This is a genomic window from Metabacillus sp. KH_069 (genome assembly GCF_057838075.1).
The window spans coordinates 197378-216184 of sequence record NZ_CM174460.1; the positions used below are offsets into that span (position 1 = coordinate 197378).

An 18807-nucleotide genomic window follows, 5' to 3' on the forward strand; every position below is an offset into this window, starting at 1 on the left:
GGGATGGTGATAAATGTGTATATTACGGCCAGAGAACGGGATATTTTAAAGCAGCTTTTTGACCATCCGGACTTCATGACGGTTCACAAGATTGCTGATGATGTCGGGGTGAGTTCAAGAACCATTCACCGAGAAATGAAAAAGCTTGAAGATACGCTTTCGAATTACCGGATTGTGATCGAGAAGAAGGCAGGGCAAGGGGTGAAGCTGACTGGTCTAAAGGAAGATATAGACCGGCTGCGGAGTGACTTGTCCTCGCAGTCTTCCTATGACTATCTTCAAGATGAGCGGGTGTATTTGCTGATAAGCGAATTGATTCAATCCAAGGAGCAAATGAAGCTCTATGCGCTTGCGTCAAAGCTGCTTGTTTCTGCAGCAACCATCAGCCATGATTTAGATCGGGTAGAGGAAAAGATCAAACCTTATCAGCTTGAATTAGTAAGAAAAAGAGGATTCGGGGTTCAGCTTACAGGGGAAGAAACAGCAAAAAGAAGATTGCTTGAAGCGCTGTTGCTTGAGACGATTGATGAGCAGGAGTTCATTCAGATTATTGAGAAGGATCCTTTAAGGGAGCCTGAAAGCCAAACGTATTTAGGCTTTTTAAACAGCTGTGATCTTAATAAGGCAGATGATGCATTGAAGCCGGTCATCGAAATGATGCCATATGAAATGGCGGATAACGCTTATTTTTCCCTATTGATTCATTTAAGTGTTGCAGTAAAAAGGCTGACGCAGCAAGAACCAGTGTCCATCGTAAAAAGTGATGTGCAGGATGTGCTTCAATCTGATGAATTTCAAATGGCAGCACGGATCGGGGAGCAAGTAACGAAAGAGTTCGGCGTCTCTATTCCAGAAGAGGAAATCACGCAGATTGCCGTACATCTTCGAAGAGCGAGAAGGCAGAATGAAGATTTCAACTTTGAACAAAGGAACTCTTTAATCTCCCTGCATGTGAAGCAGCTGATCGAATACGTTGCGGATGAACTCGGCGCTCCGCTTAGAAACAATCAATCTCTTTACAATGGACTGATTTCACATCTCGAACCGGCTTATTACCGGATGAAAGACGGGATCTACACACATAATCCGTTTGCCAAAGAGACAAAAGAAAACTACCCGAAGCTCTATGAGGCTGTAAAAAAAGGACTGGAGCTCGTTTTTCCTTCGCTTGTCTTTCCAGATGATGAAACGGCTTTTGTGGTTCTGCACTTTGGTTCAAGCCTTGAGGAAAGAAGACAGGTCTTTTCATATAAAGCATTAATCGTCTGTTCAAGCGGAATTGGCTCCTCCAAGATGCTTGCAACAAGGATACACAAAGAAATACCTGAAATTACGGAAACAGCTTTATCATCGCTGATTGGATTAAAAAAACTGAATCTGGAAGACTTTGATTTAATCATTTCAACCGTCAGTTTGCCGCTGGATTCTTCTGATTATATACAGGTGGGACCGCTGCTCCCGGATCATGAAGCTGAAAAAATCCGCGAACGATTAAAAAGTACGCCCAAATCTAAAAAGATGACCAGACATCCAAGCTATGCGGAGGCTTTAGGCGACGTCAATCTGATTGAAAAAATTGAAGTCTTTGATGAAGCAGCTAAAACCGTTAAAGAGATTCTAAGGCATTTCAGAGTCTACCATTTCTCGAATCATGGCAGCCACCGGGACGTTTTATTTTCAGCAGCAGAGGTATTGAAGGAACAGGGTCTCATTACAGATTCGGAAACACTGACAGCCGAGCTTTTAAAGAGAGAGGAGCTTGGGGGACTTGGTATTCCTGACTCTTCAGTGGCACTTTATCATTGCCGGAGTGCCTGCAATGTTAAGCCGGTTTTCGTTATTTTTAACCTTGAAAATCCTTATAAAGTACCTGGCATGGATAACGGAGAAATTGACATGAAGACCCTTGCGCTGCTGCTTGCGCCAGATGATTTTTCTCATACAGGGCTTGAGGTTTTAAGCCTGATCAGTGCGACATTGATCGAAACAGAAGAAAATCTTCAGCTTTTTCAATCAGGCAATGGAACAAAAATGACAGGCGTATTAAATGAAACCTTTCACAAATGGCTTGCACAAAAATTCATAAAATAGGAGAGTGCGACAATGAAAAAAATACTGGATGAGGCAAATATCCTCCTAAATCAAACAATTGGATCAAAAGAAGAGGCAATTCGTTTAACTGGAAAATTATTGGTTGAGAACGGATATGTAAATGAAGACTATGTAGAGAAAATGCTTCAGCGTGAAGAGTTATCAACAACTTATATGGGAAATGGCGTTGCGATTCCGCATGGCACGGAAGATGCTAAAAAAGAAGTCAATTACTCTGGAATCTCCATTGTTCAAGTTCCTGAAGGCGTAGACTTCGGTACTGGAGAAGATGCTAAAATTCTGTTTGGAATTGCCGGCAAGGACGGGGAGCATTTAGAGCTTCTTTCTCAAATTGCGATTCTGTGCTCAGAAGAAGAAAATGTTCAAAAAATGCTTGAAGTAACTTCAAAACAAGAGCTGATCGCTTTATTTGAAGAGGGGAATTAAGATGATTGCCGTACATTTTGGAGCAGGAAACATCGGCCGCGGATTTATTGGAGCTTTGCTTAGCGGAGCAGGGTATGAAGTTTATTTTGCTGATATCAATAAAGAAGTTATTGACGCTTTAAATGAAAAAGGAAAGTATGAGGTCAGATTAGCATCTGATGAAAATGAATCCTTTATTGTTTCAGGCGTAAAAGGAATCAACAGCAATGAGAATGCAGAAGAAGTCATTGCGAAGATTGCAGAAGCAGACTTGATTACAACGGCAGTGGGACCAAACATACTGAAGTTTGTTGCAAAAACAATCGCTCTTGGCCTCAAAGAGAAAAAGACAGAAGCCAATGTGATCGCCTGTGAAAATATGATTGGCGGTACGGATCATTTGAAGAGTGAAATCTTTAAATATCTAAATGAAGAAGAGCAGCATTCCGTTTCAGAATGGATTGGCTTTCCTAATTCTGCCGTTGACCGTATTGTGCCTATTCAGGAAAACGCGGATCTTCTGAGTGTATCAGTTGAACCTTTCTTTGAATGGGTGATTGAGCAATCAAAGGTTAAGGGAAATATGCCTTCCATTCAAGGAGTCACTTACGTTGATGATTTGATTCCTTATATTGAGCGCAAACTTTTCACTGTAAATACAGGTCATGCTGTCACAGCTTATGCCGGGTATCAAAAGGGACTGGCTACCGTTAAGGAAGCCATTGAAGATGCAGAGGTTCGAAGTCTCGTTGAAGGTGCTCTGAGTGAGACAAGCACGCTGCTTGTAAAAGAGTATGGCTTTGACGAGGGAGAGCATTTGAACTATGTGAAAAAAATCATCGCCAGATTTGAAAATAAACACATTTCTGATGAAGTCACTCGAGTCGGACGATCACCTAAACGCAAGTTAGGCTTTGATGACCGTCTTGTAGCACCTGCAAGAAGGCTGCTTGAAAAAGGAATCACACCTGATGATCTTGCAGCTGGAATTGCAGCAGGTCTCAAATATGACTTTGACAAAGATGAAGAAGCGGTTGAAATTCAGCAGCTGATTCAGGATAAGGGCATTTCGGGTGCATTGCAGGAGGTTTCACAGCTTCCTGAAAATCATCCGCTGATCGGCCTTGTTGAAGAGAAATATCATAAGCTCTAAAGTAAAAAGCCTATCATTGTCTGACAATGATAGGCTTTTTAACCATACTTTTTCTGATGCTCTTTCTTTAATTCCAAATATTCCTCGTCTTCTCTCACGGCAATCCACATTTCTTTAAAGATGGCAGCAGACTTTGCTTTTTCCTCGTCAATTTCCCGTTTATGAATGTTTCCATCTTCTTTATACTTACGTCCGCCTTTATAATTGGCATATCTTCTTGCGCGTGTATATCCCATCTGCAGAAACTTCCGTGCCATGTCCATACCGACAAAGTCATCGTTATCTTTGTATTCCAGAAAAAGATGATAAATCTTTTCCGAGGATTCCTTTGCGATCTCAGGCGTTTTAAAGCGCCAATGAGGCAAGATTTCGCTTTTATAGGGCTCTACAAGCAGGACACCCTGTTCGCCTCTGCCCACGCGGTATTTCTCTGGATTCTTTCGGAAATCCGTGTTTTCAAAGTCCTCATCATAATTAAATGCCACACGAATCACCTCTCTTTCTTACCATACCCCCGGTGATAAAAAAGGGAAACAGCTGAATGTGCTGGAAAAGATATTTATTTCATGAAGATTGATACGGCTCCCATTCCAGCCAAAACAATGAATATTCCAGTTAGAATGGCAGTTGAAATGCTGGTCTTCTGTTTCCTTCGGGTAATGCCGAGCTTCCGTCTTACAAGCAGGCCAGTTATGAAATTGCTGACATAATAAGGACACAGTACGCATAACAGGTACAGCCAGAAGAGCGGGTTTAAGACAAAAAAGATAAACATCAGAACAATCCACAATAAGACCGCTGATTTTCTTCTCAAAAAGGAATTCACCTGTACAATACGCAGGAAGAATGTATGAATGGGATAGGCTGTTTTCAATAATTCCACGTATTGCTCTCTGTATGTTTCTTCCTCAGGCTCGATTTCGGCAGCAAGCCGGCTCATCTCTCTGGCCTGCTTGTAGTCCCCGCGATTAAAAGCAGTACCAGCCAAGGAAAAGAAGACGTGCGGATCATTCTCATTTTTTTCTAAGGCAATCCGTTCGAATTCCCTGGATTCTTTTTTCTTGTTGGCAAGGAGAAGGAAGTCACAGTAAGCTGCAAGGTAAACAGGATCTTCGCTCTCATGCGCAAGAGCGCTCTCCATTAGCTTAAGGGAATCCTTGACCTTGTTTTTATGAAAAGCTCTCATGGCTTTTAAATAATAATAATGTGCTGTGTCCGGATACAATCGCAATGCGTCTTCAACCGAAAGATCGAAAGCCTTCATATCACCGGTCTGATAATAAGAACTGACGAGCAGGAAGTTGCCGGTATAGTCCTCAGGGTCCTTTTTTAATGCTTCTTTTGAAAAGTAAATCGCTGATTCAAAGTCTTCTTTATGAGAATAAACGTGTGCAAGGATTGAATAAGATTGGGCAATTTCAGGGTCCAATGAGATGAGGTGCTGTGCTTCTTCAATCGCTTCATCGTATCTTCTCCAGTCTCTGAGCTTTTGAATGCGCCCGATTTGTTGAAGATGAAAATTTATCATATCCTACCTGATTCCGTGTGTCTTCATATAGTGAAGCACATTCTTGTAATCTTTATTTGTATCGCTGAAGGTAGCATAATTTTTTGCGGTGGCAAACCATTCAAGGGTCGTGGGGCTCCGATCTTTGGCTGACTTCATTAAATCGGTATTGGACATTGGCTGAAGGGAGCCCTGTTCAAGAGAACGCTCAATCGCTTTGGATATGGCATCATCGATTACCTGGGTTAAATCTGCCCCTGAGAAATGGCTGGTAACCTTTGCAATTTTAGACAGATCAAGCTTATCCTGCGGCTTATCTTTGGTTTTGATGGAAAGAATCAGCTCACGTTCCTCTTCAGACGGCGGCGGAATAAACAGCAGCGAATTGAATCTTCCTGGACGGCGCAGGGCAGGATCAAGGTACCAAGGGGTGTTCGTGGCGCCGATAATATACACCTGATCGTTGAAAGACTGCAGGCCGTCAAGCTCAACTAAAAGCTGATTGACAAGCACACGGTCATGGTGCTGGCTCATGCGGTGACGATTGCCTCCGAGCGCATCCAATTCATCGATAAACAGGACGCACGGTTTTTGCTCACGTGCCTTTTCAAAAATATCATGGAGATTGTGCTCACTTTGTCCTACATACATAGAGAGAATGGCCTGCAGCTCCAAGTGAATGAAGCTTGCATCAATTTCACCGGCAATCGCTTTAGCAAGGAAAGTCTTTCCGCATCCCGGAGGACCATACAGCAGCAAGCTTCCTCCGCCTGTTTTTCCGTATGCCTGAAAAAACTCAGGAGATTGGATGGGCATGATAAAGTCCATGCGGATCCGCTTTTTAACGTCTTCCAGCCCGCCGACATCTTCGAACGTTTCCTTAGGCTGCAGCGTTTCAATTAAACTGTTTTTGTCCTTATCAAACTGAATGACTTTTAAGTTTTTCCGTCTCTTGTCATCTCCAGAGCTCATGAGATCCCTCCTATAAAACATTCCTCTTTGATACTAGCAAAATATGAAAGTTTTTCCAACAGTTAAAAAGAGAGAAGAGGGAATGCTTAAAAAACACAAGCCGGCTTTATTTGACATCCCAAATCAGAGCGTGTATATTGTAAGTATAGAAAATATCTCGAATTCAAGATAATATTTGGAGGGATAAACATGCAGCCGCTAAAAGGGATTCACCATGTATCAGCCATCACAGCTAAAGCACCTGAAAACTATGAGTTTTATACAAAAACGTTAGGCTTAAGATTAATAAAGAAAACCGTTAACCAGGATGATGTATCTGTTTATCATCTATTTTATGGAGATGAGAAGGGAAATCCCGGGACGGAGCTTACCTTCTTTGAAATTCCAAATGCAGGACGCGTACATGAAGGGGTCAACAGTATATCTGCAATATCTCTGCGTGTACGGAATGACGATGCCATTGCATATTGGAAAAAAAGATTTGAAGAACACAATGTGGAACATGGTGAGATTGTTCAAGCGGGAAACCGCCAGACTTTGTCATTCAGGGACTTTGAAGGACAGCGTCTGATCTTGGTTTCTGATGAAAAGAATGCTGGAGTTGCCGGAGGACAGCCTTGGGATAAAAGTCCGGTTCCAGCCGAATTTGCCATCATTGGTCTTGGACCTGTTAAGTTAACAGTTGCAGTGCCTGAGAGAACCATTGAAATTCTAACAGATATTCTCGGGTTTAGAGCGAAGGGAAGTTATCCATCTGACGTGTCTGGACAGCCTGATATTTTAGTATTTGAAACAGGCGAAGGCGGATCAGGGGCAGAGGTTCACATTGAAGAACGCCTCGATCTTCCTCAGGAACGTCTTGGCCGCGGCGGTGTCCATCACGTTGCATTCCGTGTGGATAATGAAGAAGAAATGCATAAATGGATTGAAAAACTCAAATCTGAGAGAATTCCAAGCTCAGGATTTGTAGACCGCTTTTACTTCCGTTCTCTTTACTTCAGAGAACCGAATGGCATTCTGTTCGAGCTTGCAACAGACGGACCTGGATTTGATACAGATGAAGAACTGAATCATCTGGGCGAATCACTTGCTCTTCCGCCGTTCCTTGAAAATCGCCGTGCGGAAATTGAAGCGAAATTGAAGCCTTTGAATACGAAGTTGAACTAAAAAAAGCTGATCCGGGTGACGGATCAGCTTTTTGTCTTTATTTTGAGTCTGAAAGAAAAAGTATCGGCGTAAATTTGAGTCTTATCGGTATAACTTGACTGTCTATCAGTGAAACCTCGGTTTGTATCAGTGGAATCCGTCCGAATATCAGTAAACACACCATTTTTATGTGTAAACCAATCCGTCCATTAATCTGAAATTCACCAGCGGCAAGCGGTTCAAGACTGAAACTGTGCTTCATATAACCTGCGGTACCCTTTCCCTTCTGCCATCAGTTCATCATGTGAACCCTGTTCAGCAATGCCTTCTTTATTGACCACAATGATTCTGTCTGCGTTTTTGATCGTTGCCAGTCTATGGGCAATGACAAGCGTTGTCCTGCCTGCAGACAGCTTGGCCAGAGATTCCTGAATGGCTTTTTCCGTCTCGGTATCAAGGGCGGAGGTAGCTTCATCAAGGATAAGGATCGGAGGATTCTTAAGGAACATTCTTGCAATGGACAAGCGCTGTTTTTGCCCGCCTGATAGTTTGACGCCCCGCTCTCCAATGACCGTATCAAGTCCGTCCGGAAGAGAATAGATCAGTTCTTCTAACTGTGCATGCTTTGCTGCCTGCCAAATGTCTCGTTCTGTTGCATCAAGCTTGCCGTAAGCAATGTTTTCTCTCATCGTTCCGGAAAAAAGGAACACATCCTGCTGAACAATTCCGATTTGCCTGCGCAGAGAGTGCAGCGTCAAGTCGCGGATATCCGTGCCATCAATCGTAATCCGGCCATCGCTTACTTCATAAAAGCGGGGCAGAAGACTGCATAACGTCGTTTTCCCGGCGCCGGATGGACCTACGAATGCAATCGTCTCGCCTGCATGGATGGTTAAATTAATTTCATATAATACATTGCCCTCATTCTGATAGCCAAAGGATACACCTTCATAGCGGATATCCCCTGTTAACAATCCAGCGTCAGCTGCACCCTGTTTATCTTCAATGTCAGGCTCAGTATCAATCAGTTCAATATAACGCCTAAAGCCTGCAATTCCTTTCGGATAGCTTTCGATGATGGCGTTGATTTTTTCAATCGGACGGAAAAGAACATTGGTTAACAGGACAAAACCGATGAATTCACCGTAGGAAAGCTCATTTTGAATCACGAACCATGTGCCGCACACTAAGACGAAAAGGGTGACAAGCCGCATCAGGAAATAGCTGATTGATAAATTCATAGCCATAATTTTATAAGCAAGCAATTTTGACAAGCGGAAGCGCAGATTGTTTTCCTGAAACTGAGCTTTCTCGAATCTTTCATTCCCGAAAGCCTGCACAACGCGGATTCCGCTGACGTTGTTTTCAACACGAGCGCTGAAATCAGCAACGTCTGTATAGAGCTGATGAATCGCGCCTGTCATTTTATTATTAAAATAAACGGCAAGGAAAAGCAGGAATGGAATCACCAAAAACGTTAGCAAAGCAAGTTTTACGTTAATGACCATCATCACAGAAAAGGCGCCTATTAACGTCATCACTGCAATAAATAAATCCTCTGGGCCATGATGGGCAAGTTCTCCGATTTCCATTAAATCATTTGTAAGGCGTGAAATTAAATGACCGGTTTTCGTATTATCAAAAAAGCGGAAGGAAAGCTTTTGAATATGCTCAAACAGCTTTTTGCGCATGTCGGTCTCAATGTTGATCCCAAGCATGTGCCCCCAGTAGGTAACGACGTATTGAAGGACTGTGTTTAATATGTACAGCAGCAGCAATCCTGCGCAAGCCCAGATAATCAGGTTCCAGTCTCCGCTTGGAAGGAGACGGTCAATAAAGGCATTAACGACAAGCGGGAAGCCGAGCTCGAGAAGTCCGGCGATCACCGCGCATGAAAAATCAATCAAAAATAACCCCTTATAAGGGCGGTAATAGGCGAAAAAACGCTTCAGCATGCGACCACTCTTTCCTTTTCCATTTTCTATGATAAGTATAGCGACTGGCCCCCTGTAAAAACAACGAAATTTTTATCTTATGGCACCTGGTCTTAATTAAACGTTTGTTTAATAAATATAAAAAGGGTTTAAGCGGTTGTTTGCAGGGTATTTAATGAGGTATGAATGCTTTCTCACAATCTCTCAAGGAGTGAAAAGATGATAACAAAACCTAAGTTCCTTTTAGAAAAAGAAGATATGACAAACCCTGAAATTGTCCCTGAATGGGTCATTCGGGAATACAAAAATTTTCATAATGTCGTAACAGATAAAACCTTTCCATGTTATTTCGGGATGGCAGCCGAAAAAAAGGGAGAGCTCAGATATGCATACGTTTCAAAGGAAGACTGGTCAAATCTGCCTGAAGCTCTGATTGCTTTCAAGCAATTATTTGATGATGCACCTAGACTGATCCGCCACGGATTATTTGTTTTCGTTGAACCGGAGGAAGACGAAAAATCAATTCCTTATTACCGGGAGTACTTCTGGAATGTTCTTCAATATCTCCATGATCATGACAAGGAACCGTGGCCGGAAGATTACCCTCACGATCCGGATCATCATCTGTGGGCCTTTTCTTTCGCAAATGAGCCGTACTTTGTTTTTGGAAACGCTCCAGCCTATAAACAGCGGAAAACGAGAGATTTGGGAAACAGTTTAGTGCTTGGTTTTCAGCCCCGCCGCATTTTTGAAGGTCTAGAAGGGACTTCAGAAGGCGGAAGCATGTCCCGCGAAAAAGTGAGAGAGCGCGTGGAGAAGTGGGATCAGCTTCCGAAGCATCCTAACATCAGCCATTACGGAGACCCTGATCACAGGGAGTGGAAGCAATATTTTATCGGAGATGACATCGAGCCGATCGAGGGGAAATGTCCATTCAATCACGGAAACATGAATAAATAAAAGACAGCTGCTTGTTGATCAAGCAGCTTTTTTAAGGGATAAGAAAGTATAAAATGTTGCGCTTCGATGTCTAGCTCCATCGCCCAACTCCTCGGCCAGAACGGATCCGCCAGTAAAGGCAAAAAGCGCCTTTTCTGTCGGATCCTTATCTGTCTGTCGGAGCTAAACGGGCGCTTGCGCTTTTCTTATATGCACTTATTTATAATTCTTAATATCTTTTAAAAGCGCCCAGCAGACAAGTCCGATTACAAATAGCGAGAGACCGCAAATAAAGAGGACCCGTCCTCCGCCAAACTCATCTGTGAAAAAGGAAGCGACTGCTAATCCTGCCGGCGGCAGAACACTTGTGAGTGCCCCGATCATTCCGAACACTCTGCCCTGAAGCTCACTTGAGACTTCTATTCGAAGAATGACATTTACCAGCAGTGTACAAAAAGAAAACATGAAGCCAACCAATAGAATAAGCGGGATGCTCCATGCAGCGGAATTTATCCCTCCAAGCAGCATGTAAAGCGGTCCAAGTCCGATCATGCTGGTGATAATGAGGACACCGCGGTGCACCAGTTTTTCACCTAAAAACATAATCAGTCCGGCACCTGCCATGTATCCAAGCGGGATGCTCGCTTCAATCAGTCCGAACTCAATCGGGCTTGCTTTCCATTCTTTGATTGCCATGACCTGAATGATCATAAGAGTGGTTGTGAAAAACAAGATGAGCGTAGGAGAGAGGATTGTAATGGCTCTTGCAAACGGCTCTTTCCATATATAAGTGAAACCAGTTATAAAATCCTGCTTGAATGTAGTTCTTGCTGCAAACGATGCCCGATGTTCAGGGAAATCCTTTACGATGACGACAAGAATGACTGATAAAAGAAACATAAAAGCATCAATTAAAATAGCAGTGACCCCGCCAAAAGCAGCCACGATGACTCCGCCTGCTGCAAACCCGAGTGTTCTCGCAATATTGTCTGCAAGACTCATGGCTCCTGTAGCGGTTTGGATGTTTTCCTTTCCAACTACATCGATGAGAGAGGCGTTAAATGCCGGAGCTTTAAATAACCCCGATAACGCAGTTAAAGCGGTTAAAAGAATGATGACCCAAAAAGGAGTCTGCACAGAAATCGCAGCGGCAAGCCCAACGACGAGCACGCACCGAATAAGGTCAGCGATCCACATCATTTTTTTCCGGTTCATCCGGTCTGCTGCAGTCCCTGCAATAGAGGCAAAACATGTGCTGACGAGGAGATGAGTAATTAATATCGCTGACATCAATGTCGCACTGTCATATGTCTTCAGCACCCAAATATTCAAGGCAATCGTGTGAAAGGTGCCTCCGAAAATAGAGAGGGTATATGCTGCAAAGAGAGACAAAAATGTACGGTTGTGCCATAAGCTGAGCGGCTTAACAACGACTGATTCTAACTGAACGGACTGTGGATTTTCCAAGGCAGTCAACCCCTTAACTTAATCGTTTAAGTTAACGGAATTCTATAAAAATGAAAGGCTGTTTAAGTAAAAGTTGTTGCTATTGGACTAAATGTTAAAAACCTTTAGTGGATTGCAGCGGAAGGAACTTGACTTCTGCGGGAAATAGAGCAAAATGGGAGACCCCACAGGCAAACCATTCATAATCAAAAACAACAATCTATGCGAAAACAGCCAAATGAATAGAGGGTATAGAATTACTTAAACGTTTAAGTTAAGTTTACGTTCAACCTCCAATCCTGTCAATACAGTAAATTATCTTTCAGGCAGAGTTTAACAAACTGTGTTTGGTGATAAAGATAAGAACAAGACGAATCCGTAAGAGGTGTCAGACATGTTTTCAGCATTTACAAAAAATTTCAGCAAGCCAAAAGGTTTTTTTGGAATCATTGCCGGCAAAATCATGGCACTTGAAAATCAAACGATCAATAAATGGACGATTTCAAAATTACGCATTAAGCCAGGTGATCATATTTTAGAAATTGGTTTTGGCCCTGGATACAGTATGGGCTACATGCTTAAGAACTACCGAAGAATTAAGATTGATGGCGTGGATGTTTCAGAAACAATGAAAGAACAGGCAAAGAAGCATTTTGCATCTGACATTGAAGAAGGGAGAGTAAAGCTCATGAAAGCTGACGCAGAGAAGGTTCAATTACCGGAGCGTACCTATGACCGTATCCTTTCCGTTAATAACTACACCATTTGGAATGATCCCCGCGCAGGTCTGGAAAACATCACAAAATCTTTAAAGCCGGGCGGAGTAATCGCTATCACGATGCAGCCAAGGGAAGAGGATGCAAGTGCAGAAAAAACAAGAATGTTCGGCCGCCAAATCCACGATGACATGCTTGCATGCGGGTATGAAAATATAAAAGTCTCGTATAAAAAAGTCCGTCCTGAGCTTACGGTTTGTGTAACTGCCCAAAAAAAGACGACTTAGGTTTAAGATAACTTTAAGATAAGAGGTTCATCCATCCTTGTTATAATAAAAAAGGAAAAATAAGGATGGTGATTGTGTGATAAACCGTAATAATATCGGTATGATTCTCTTTTTGACTGCCTGTGTCATAGGGTTATGCTATGTATTTATCTTTAAAGATACATCCTATGGAATCTACATCAGAAGGTTTGCCAGTATCCTCGGGTTGGCAGGCTGTCTGCTCATACCGGGAACGATAAACAAAGGAGTGGAAAAAAGTGAACGTTAAAACATTCATGTTCAAGGACGACGGCAGCATCCCCAATAACCCGAACCTGCCTCTTCTCATTTACGAAGGAGCCTTTCCATCAACAGAACAGTTCGAGTCAACGATTCTTGAGCACGGCTGGACGGGGACATGGGTAGACGGTGTATATGACTACCATCATTATCACAGCACCTCCCATGAAGTATTAGGGGTAGTCAGCGGAACAGCCGAAATCCTTTTCGGCGGAGAAAATGGGACTGCCGTTTCGGTTAAACAAGGAGATGTCGCAGTTATTCCGGCGGGCGTTGGACATAAATGCATTGGAAAAAGCTCGGATTTTCAAGTGATGGGAGCCTATCCAGACGATCAGGAAATGGATATGTGCACCGGTAAGAAAGAAGAGCGGCCGCAGGCATTAAATCGTATTCAAAACGTACCGTTGCCTGAAAACGATCCTTTATTAGGAAAAGGCGGACCAATGTTTGATTATTGGAAGTGAAAGCAGGCTGGTTTGTCCTGCTTTACATTCCATATTAATTGACAGGTAATCCTATCATCGTGTATTATATGTTTATAAGATTAAACATATAAACACTTTAAGAGGTGGATAAAATAAATGACTGCAGAAGAACAAATACAAGCTCTTCTCTCCAATCAAAGAGCCTACTTTTTAAAAGGATACACTAGAAGTGTGCAGGGAAGATATGATCAGCTCGGCAAGCTTCGTCTAGCTATAAAGGAAAAGGAACGTGCGATCATGGATGCATTGAAGAAGGATTTAAACAAATCCGAGTTCGAAGCCTATTCAACAGAGATCGGCATCCTTCTCGAGGAGATTTCTTTCTCTCAAAAGAATCTTAAAAAATGGGCTGCTCCTAAAAAGGTGAAAACAGCCATGACCCACATTGGTACAACTGGGAAAATTGTTCCGGAGCCTTTTGGAACAGCCCTTATTATTGCGCCTTGGAATTATCCGTTTCAGCTCGCAATATCTCCGCTTGTCGGCGCGATTGCAGCAGGAAACACAGCGATTCTGAAACCGTCTGAATTTGCACCGAATGTATCAAAGCTTCTGAAAGACCTGGTAGAAGAAATCTTTCCTGCAGAACTTGTCGCAGTGGTTGAAGGCGGTATTGAAACGAATCAACTGCTGCTCGCTGAGAAATTCGATACGATTTTCTTTACAGGAAGTGTACCCGTCGGAAAAATCGTGATGGAGGCAGCATCTAAGCACCTTACACCGGTCACATTGGAGCTTGGCGGAAAAAGCCCGTGTATTATCCATAAAGATGCTGATTTGAAGCTCTCTGCAAAAAGAATTGCCTTCGGAAAATTTACGAATGCGGGTCAAACCTGCATCGCACCAGATTATCTGCTTGTTCAAAGTGACGTAAAGAAAGAATTTTTATCGCTGCTTCAAGCTGAAATAACGGAAATGTTCAGTGAGAATCCGCTTTTGAATGAAAATTACAGCAGGATGATCAGTGGGAAGCACTTCAATCGATTAACGGAATTCTTCTCAGACGGTAAGGCAATTTTAGGCGGAACAGCCGATCGTGATTCATTGAAAATTGCTCCAACGATTTTAGATGAGGTAAAAGCGGATGCAGCTGTTATGCAGGAAGAGATCTTCGGTCCGATTTTACCGGTAATGGAATATGCCGATTTAGATGAAGCTATTACCTTTATTCAAGCTCGCCCTAAACCACTTGCTCTTTACCTATTTACTTCAAGTAAACAGACGGAGCAGCAGGTCATTGAACAGGTTTCCTTTGGCGGCGGATGCATAAACGATACACTCATGCACATTGCAACCCCGCATCTTCCATTTGGGGGAGTAGGTGAAAGCGGGATGGGCAATTATCACGGCAAGTACAGCTTTGAAGCCTTTTCTCATTACAAAAGTGTTCTCCACCAAACAACAAAATTTGATTTCAGCTTCAGATATCCTAACGCAAAAAACGGACTGAAATTGATAAGAAGATTGCTAAAATAAAAGAAAGCAGCGGACTGTACAAGGTTCGCTGCTTTTTAGCGAAGAAAAAAGTGATTACTCACTTTACAAAAGAATATACATAGCTTAAGGTATAAATGAGTGATTACTCACTTTTATTTAGGAGGTTTTCATATGAGTGCAAAGAGCATCGTTCTCCAATCAGTTTCAAAATCATTCGGTAAAAAAGAAGTGATAAAAAATGTTTCATTTTCAGTAGGAAAAGGAGAAATCTTTGGTCTGCTGGGACCTTCAGGGTCTGGAAAAACAACGTTAATTAAAATGATAGTTGGCATTGAAGAAGCTAGCACCGGGGAAGCAAACGTGTTAGGGGTGAAAATGCCGGATTTAAAATCTCTGAAAACGATCGGATTCATGGCACAGTCAGATGCTCTTTACGGAGAGCTTACCGGAAAAGAAAATATCGCTTTTTTTGCCGCTCTCAGCGGTCTAAAAGGAAAGAAGAAAAAAGAGAGAATTCAGTATGTGATGGATCTTGTTAACCTTTCTGAACATGCATCTAAACGGACAGGAGATTATTCAGGGGGAATGAAGCGCCGTCTGTCGCTTGCAATTGCCATGCTTCATGAACCGCAGATCCTTGTGCTTGATGAGCCGACGGTGGGGATTGATCCAATCCTGCGACAGTCGATTTGGGGGGAGCTTCAAAACATCAGGCGTACAGGAACGACGATTGTTGTGACAACGCATGTAATGGATGAAGCTGAAAAATGTGACAGGATTGGCTTCATTCGGGAAGGAATCCTTATCGCTTCAGGAACGCCTGAACAATTGAAATCAAACTCTGAGTCAAACACCATTGAAGAGGCATTTTTAGCTTATGGAGGTGCAAAAGAATGAGAGTGCTTGCGATTGTGATTCGGATCATTCAGCAATTTGTCCGGGATAAGCGAACGCTGGCGCTGATGCTTATTGCCCCTCTGTTTATCCTAACATTAATGAACTTTATTTTTGACAGTGAGGCGTACTCACCTAAAATTGGCGTGTACGGAGCCCCGGAGAAATTGGTGACAGTTCTCAAGGATAATGATAGTAAAGTCATAGAATACGATGAAAATGCACCGGGAAAATGGGTGAAAGCAGACAGTCTGGATGCTTTTGTTTCTTTTGATAAAGGGGAAACAGAGATTACATTAGAAGGCTCTGATCCGAGTGTGAGCCGGGCGGTGCTTGGTCTTATGCAAAAAAGCGTAAAACCGGATCAGCAAGCAGAGCCTGATGTGAACTACCTGCACGGATCAAGTGATATGACATCCTTTGATAACATCGGGCCAATTCTTATCGGCGTATTTATCTTTTTCTTTGTTTTCCTGATTGCAGGTGTTTCTTTTCTGCGTGAAAGAACAAGCGGAACATTGGACCGGATTATGGCGACGCCGCTTAAACGATGGGAACTGGTTCTTGGATATGTGATTGGATTTGGTATTTTTACTACATTTCAGGCCATTTTGATATCGGCATTTTCCATAAGTGTGCTGGACATGATGATGGAAGGACCTTATTTCTATGTTCTTCTTATTACGTTTCTTCTTGCTATGACCTCTTTAACACTAGGCACCTTGCTGTCTACATTTGCAAATAACGAGCTGCAGATGTTTCAATTCATACCGCTTGTCATTGTGCCGCAAATTTTCTTTTCAGGTCTTTTTAAATTGGAAACGATGGCGGATTGGCTGCAGTCCATCAGTTATGCCATGCCGCTTAAATACGGTGCGGATGCTCTGCAGGGGATTATGATTAAAGGATATGGATGGAGCGATATTGCACAGGATGTCTATATTCTGCTTGGATTTTCCCTCGCTTTCCTGATTCTTAATATCTTCGCGTTGAAAAAGGTGAGGAGGCTGTAATGCCGGTGTTATCTTTTTCATTTATAATAGGGAATATAGATGAATGAGGAGTTTTAAAAAATGAGCAATCAATTTTCCATTGAAGAACTGCTTAAGCTGACCGATGAAGATGTCAAGATGAGTGAAAAACAAAAAAAGGTAGTGGAAGCTGCCATTGAAATTTTTGCAGATAAAGGGTTTGCAGCAGCATCAACCAGCGAAATTGCAAAAAAAGCGGGAGTGGCAGAGGGCACGATCTTCCGTCATTATCAAACGAAAAAAGACCTGCTGTTCTCGATTGTCATGCCGACCATAACGAAATTCATTGCCCCGTTTTTAGTGAGGAATTTTCTTCAGGATGTGACAAAACAGAATCATCAGGATCTTGAACAAATGCTGAGATTCATTCTTGAAAACCGCTATGAGTTTATCAAGAAAAATCATCCAGTGATCAAGATTCTGCTTCAGGAAGTTTTTTTTCATGAAGAGTTCAGGGGGGAGCTCCGCAAGGTCGTTCAAGAACATGCAGTTGAGAAGCTGAAGCAGCTGATCACGCACTTCCAGGCAAAAGGCGAGATGGTTGAAATGCCTCCTGAAACGGTTCTTCGAATGATTATCACCACTATTATGGGGTTCCTAATTGGAAGGTTCATCATCCTGCCGGATCTGGACTGGGATGATGAAGCGGAAAAAGAATATACGATTCAGTTTCTTTTGCATGGATTGATGAAGAGGTAAGGCTGCTCGTAGAATGAGCGGCTTTTTCTCATAAAAAACAGAGTCCGATTTACGGACTCTGTCAATAAGATTTACCGGGATTCTTTAAATCTCGGATAGCCTATAATTATAGCAACAATACCCATGATGGCTATTAAGAATGGGTAAAAAGAGAATGGCAGGATATCAGTTGGTGAAATCTTAGCAAATTGAGCGGCAGTCAGCATTTGAGCACCGTAAGGAATTAACCCCTGTATACTGCAAGAGAAAATATCTAAAAGGCTCGCAGATTTACGTTTATCAATCTCATACTTAACCGCCATATCTTTTGCGAGAGAACCTGCTGCAATAATAGAGATCGTATTATTCGCAGTTGCAAGGTTTGTCGTGCTGACAAGACCGGCAATGGCAAATTCTGCTCCTTTTTTAGAAGCTATTCTTCGCGTCATCGCTTCTAAAATAAAGTGAATGCCGCCGTTTCGTTTAATTAATTCAACCATTCCGCCGATTAAGAGTGAAAGAATGACTAATTCGGCCATCCCCATAATACCATCTGTTATTTTCTGAAGAAATGCCGTTAACGTGTAGCTGCCATCAGAAAGGCCGATGATTCCGCTAAGCAGGATACCTCCAGTTAAAACAACGATTACATTCATTCCGAAAAGCGCTGTTACAAGAACGGCTATATATGGCACCATTTTAATGAAACTGAATTCTCCGGGAGAAACTGGTGATTGATTGCCGAGAGAAATGACAATTAAAACGACACTAGTTATAATGGCAGCCGGCAAAACAATGAAGAAGTTTACCTTGAACTTGTCTCTCATTTCCGTTTGCTGTGTCCGAACGGCTGCAATCGTTGTATCCGATATAAAAGACAGATTATCCCCGAACATTGCACCGCCAATTACGGCAGCCATAGCAAGAGCTACTGAAATATCAGCTTCTGCACTGATGGCAACGCCAATTGGAGCAAGCGCAGCAATTGTTCCCATTGAAGTACCCATTGCAAGTGAAATGAAAGCCCCAATGATAAATAACCCAACAATCAAAAAGCTTTGCGGCAAAAAGGTAAGAGCAAGATTGACAGTTGATTCAACTGCTCCCATTCCTTTGGCCACTTCTGAGAAAGCCCCAGCCAAGATAAATATAAACACCATGATCATTAAATCAGGATGACCTGCCCCTTTAGCAAAGCTCTCCACTTTTGAAGTGAATGTTTCTTTTCGATTCATCATAAGTGCAGCGCCCGCTGCAATGATGATTGCTACTAGAATGGGCATTTTATAGAAGTCTCCGGTGATGATGCCGGAACCTACAAACAGACCGATAAATATGAGTAAGGGCAGCAGCGCCCATCCATTTCCTTTCGTTTCCATGTGA

Annotated in this window: 18 protein-coding genes; 12 read left to right on the top strand and 6 right to left on the bottom strand. The window is 42.6% G+C overall.

Annotated elements, in window-relative coordinates:
* Nucleotides 1-15: 15 nt before the first annotated feature.
* From AC3ISE_RS01125 to AC3ISE_RS01135, 3 genes are read left to right on the top strand one after another with little or no spacing between them, the layout of a single operon-like run.
* Nucleotides 16-2091: a BglG family transcription antiterminator gene (locus AC3ISE_RS01125; RefSeq protein ID WP_489222725.1), complete on the top strand. Its 2076-nt coding sequence runs from the start codon at nucleotides 16-18 to the stop codon at nucleotides 2089-2091.
* A gap of 12 nt (nucleotides 2092-2103) precedes the next feature.
* Nucleotides 2104-2538 carry a PTS mannitol transporter subunit IIA gene (locus tag AC3ISE_RS01130; protein ID WP_489222726.1) on the top strand — a complete coding sequence of 145 codons (435 nt, stop codon included), beginning with the start codon at nucleotides 2104-2106 and terminating at the stop codon, nucleotides 2536-2538.
* Nucleotide 2539: 1 nt separating this feature from the next.
* On the top strand, nucleotides 2540-3670 hold the full coding sequence (locus AC3ISE_RS01135) for a mannitol-1-phosphate 5-dehydrogenase (protein WP_489222727.1): 1131 nt from the start codon (nucleotides 2540-2542) through the stop codon (nucleotides 3668-3670).
* A 38-nt stretch (nucleotides 3671-3708) separates the two neighbouring features.
* On the opposite strand, the gene AC3ISE_RS01140 is transcribed toward AC3ISE_RS01135, so the two are convergent.
* The 3 genes from AC3ISE_RS01140 to AC3ISE_RS01150 all read right to left on the bottom strand — a co-directional run bounded on the left by AC3ISE_RS01140 (nucleotide 3709) and on the right by AC3ISE_RS01150 (nucleotide 6149).
* Nucleotides 3709-4155 carry a DUF4385 domain-containing protein gene (locus AC3ISE_RS01140; protein WP_170292880.1) on the bottom strand — a complete coding sequence of 149 codons (447 nt, stop codon included), beginning with the start codon at nucleotides 4153-4155 and terminating at the stop codon, nucleotides 3709-3711.
* A gap of 74 nt (nucleotides 4156-4229) precedes the next feature.
* Entirely contained in the window at nucleotides 4230-5198 is a 969-nt protein-coding gene (locus tag AC3ISE_RS01145; RefSeq protein ID WP_489222728.1) for a tetratricopeptide repeat protein, read from the bottom strand.
* Between the two features lie 3 nt (nucleotides 5199-5201).
* Nucleotides 5202-6149 carry an ATP-binding protein gene (locus tag AC3ISE_RS01150; protein WP_489222729.1) on the bottom strand — a complete coding sequence of 316 codons (948 nt, stop codon included), beginning with the start codon at nucleotides 6147-6149 and terminating at the stop codon, nucleotides 5202-5204.
* Between the two features lie 189 nt (nucleotides 6150-6338).
* On the opposite strand from AC3ISE_RS01150, the gene AC3ISE_RS01155 reads away from it, so the two are divergent.
* Nucleotides 6339-7316 carry a ring-cleaving dioxygenase gene (locus AC3ISE_RS01155; RefSeq protein ID WP_489222730.1) on the top strand — a complete coding sequence of 326 codons (978 nt, stop codon included), beginning with the start codon at nucleotides 6339-6341 and terminating at the stop codon, nucleotides 7314-7316.
* A 218-nt stretch (nucleotides 7317-7534) separates the two neighbouring features.
* Here AC3ISE_RS01155 and AC3ISE_RS01160 read toward each other — a convergent pair whose 3' ends face one another.
* Entirely contained in the window at nucleotides 7535-9250 is a 1716-nt protein-coding gene (locus AC3ISE_RS01160; protein ID WP_489222731.1) for an ABC transporter ATP-binding protein, read from the bottom strand.
* A 198-nt stretch (nucleotides 9251-9448) separates the two neighbouring features.
* Between AC3ISE_RS01160 and AC3ISE_RS01165 the strand changes: the two genes are divergently transcribed.
* Complete coding sequence (locus AC3ISE_RS01165; RefSeq protein ID WP_309194625.1) at nucleotides 9449-10189, top strand: YqcI/YcgG family protein; 741 nt, start codon at nucleotides 9449-9451, stop codon at nucleotides 10187-10189.
* Nucleotides 10190-10384: 195 nt separating this feature from the next.
* Here the strand turns inward: AC3ISE_RS01165 and AC3ISE_RS01170 are convergent, their stop codons facing one another.
* On the bottom strand, nucleotides 10385-11635 hold the full coding sequence (locus AC3ISE_RS01170; protein ID WP_489222732.1) for an MFS transporter: 1251 nt from the start codon (nucleotides 11633-11635) through the stop codon (nucleotides 10385-10387).
* Between the two features lie 373 nt (nucleotides 11636-12008).
* Between AC3ISE_RS01170 and AC3ISE_RS01175 the strand changes: the two genes are divergently transcribed.
* From AC3ISE_RS01175 to AC3ISE_RS01205, 7 genes are all read left to right on the top strand, one after another.
* A complete protein-coding gene (locus AC3ISE_RS01175) occupies nucleotides 12009-12617 on the top strand; it encodes a class I SAM-dependent methyltransferase (RefSeq protein ID WP_489222733.1) in 609 nt (202 codons plus the stop codon).
* A 76-nt stretch (nucleotides 12618-12693) separates the two neighbouring features.
* Nucleotides 12694-12885, top strand: a complete 192-nt coding sequence (locus AC3ISE_RS01180) for a hypothetical protein (RefSeq protein ID WP_133313745.1) — start codon at nucleotides 12694-12696, stop codon at nucleotides 12883-12885.
* A complete protein-coding gene (locus tag AC3ISE_RS01185; protein WP_309194621.1) occupies nucleotides 12875-13363 on the top strand; it encodes a cupin domain-containing protein in 489 nt (162 codons plus the stop codon). Before AC3ISE_RS01180 ends, AC3ISE_RS01185 begins: the two co-directional genes overlap by 11 nt.
* Nucleotides 13364-13480: 117 nt before the next feature.
* A complete protein-coding gene (locus tag AC3ISE_RS01190; protein ID WP_489222734.1) occupies nucleotides 13481-14860 on the top strand; it encodes an aldehyde dehydrogenase in 1380 nt (459 codons plus the stop codon).
* Between the two features lie 132 nt (nucleotides 14861-14992).
* Nucleotides 14993-15718: an ABC transporter ATP-binding protein gene (locus AC3ISE_RS01195; protein WP_489222735.1), complete on the top strand. Its 726-nt coding sequence runs from the start codon at nucleotides 14993-14995 to the stop codon at nucleotides 15716-15718.
* Nucleotides 15715-16728: an ABC transporter permease gene (locus AC3ISE_RS01200; protein WP_489222736.1), complete on the top strand. Its 1014-nt coding sequence runs from the start codon at nucleotides 15715-15717 to the stop codon at nucleotides 16726-16728. The genes AC3ISE_RS01195 and AC3ISE_RS01200 overlap by 4 nt, the downstream gene beginning before the upstream one ends.
* Nucleotides 16729-16788: 60 nt before the next feature.
* Nucleotides 16789-17445, top strand: a complete 657-nt coding sequence (locus AC3ISE_RS01205) for a TetR/AcrR family transcriptional regulator (protein WP_489222737.1) — start codon at nucleotides 16789-16791, stop codon at nucleotides 17443-17445.
* Between the two features lie 71 nt (nucleotides 17446-17516).
* On the opposite strand, the gene AC3ISE_RS01210 is transcribed toward AC3ISE_RS01205, so the two are convergent.
* Nucleotides 17517-18803, bottom strand: coding sequence for a Na+/H+ antiporter NhaC family protein (locus AC3ISE_RS01210; RefSeq protein ID WP_489222738.1), 1287 nt, complete (start codon nucleotides 18801-18803; stop codon nucleotides 17517-17519).
* Nucleotides 18804-18807: the final 4 nt, after the last annotated feature.